This window comes from Bacteroides caecigallinarum, from assembly GCF_016901995.1.
In the GTDB taxonomy this organism is placed as follows: Bacteria; Bacteroidota; Bacteroidia; order Bacteroidales; family Bacteroidaceae; genus Phocaeicola; species Phocaeicola cellulolyticus.
On the sequence record NZ_JACJLE010000124.1, the window covers coordinates 1 to 1,180 of the forward strand.

Annotated in this window: 1 rRNA gene; it reads left to right on the top strand. The window is 52.6% G+C overall.

From position 1 onward, the window contains the following. Window positions 1–1,180, top strand: a 16S ribosomal RNA gene (locus tag H6A61_RS15255); the annotation flags it as partial.

The window sequence follows — 1,180 nt, forward strand, 5'->3', positions numbered from 1 at the left end:
ACGATGGATAGGGGTTCTGAGAGGAAGGTCCCCCACATTGGAACTGAGACACGGTCCAAACTCCTACGGGAGGCAGCAGTGAGGAATATTGGTCAATGGGCGAGAGCCTGAACCAGCCAAGTAGCGTGAAGGATGAAGGTTCTATGGATTGTAAACTTCTTTTATAAGGGAATAAAGTGCTTTACGTGTAGAGTTTTGTATGTACCTTATGAATAAGCATCGGCTAACTCCGTGCCAGCAGCCGCGGTAATACGGAGGATGCGAGCGTTATCCGGATTTATTGGGTTTAAAGGGAGCGTAGACGGGATGTTAAGTCAGCTGTGAAAGTTTGGGGCTCAACCTTAAAATTGCAGTTGAAACTGGCGTTCTTGAGTGCGGTAGAGGCAGGCGGAATTCGTGGTGTAGCGGTGAAATGCTTAGATATCACGAAGAACCCCGATTGCGAAGGCAGCTTGCTGGAGCGTAACTGACGTTGATGCTCGAAAGTGTGGGTATCAAACAGGATTAGATACCCTGGTAGTCCACACGGTAAACGATGGATACTCGCTGTTGGCGATATACTGTCAGCGGCCAAGCGAAAGCATTAAGTATCCCACCTGGGGAGTACGCCGGCAACGGTGAAACTCAAAGGAATTGACGGGGGCCCGCACAAGCGGAGGAACATGTGGTTTAATTCGATGATACGCGAGGAACCTTACCCGGGCTTAAATTATGCATGAATGATCTGGAGACAGGTCAGCCGCAAGGCATGTATGAAGGTGCTGCATGGTTGTCGTCAGCTCGTGCCGTGAGGTGTCGGCTTAAGTGCCATAACGAGCGCAACCCTTTCTGCCAGTTACTAACAGGCAATGCTGAGGACTCTGGCGGTACTGCCATCGTAAGATGTGAGGAAGGTGGGGATGACGTCAAATCAGCACGGCCCTTACGTCCGGGGCTACACACGTGTTACAATGGGGGGTACAGAAGGCAGCTTACCGGCGACGGTTGGCCAATCCCGAAAGCCCCTCTCAGTTCGGACTGGAGTCTGCAACCCGACTCCACGAAGCTGGATTCGCTAGTAATCGCGCATCAGCCACGGCGCGGTGAATACGTTCCCGGGCCTTGTACACACCGCCCGTCAAGCCATGAAAGCCGGGAGTACCTGAAGTGCGTAACCGCAAGGAGCGCCCTAGGGTAACAC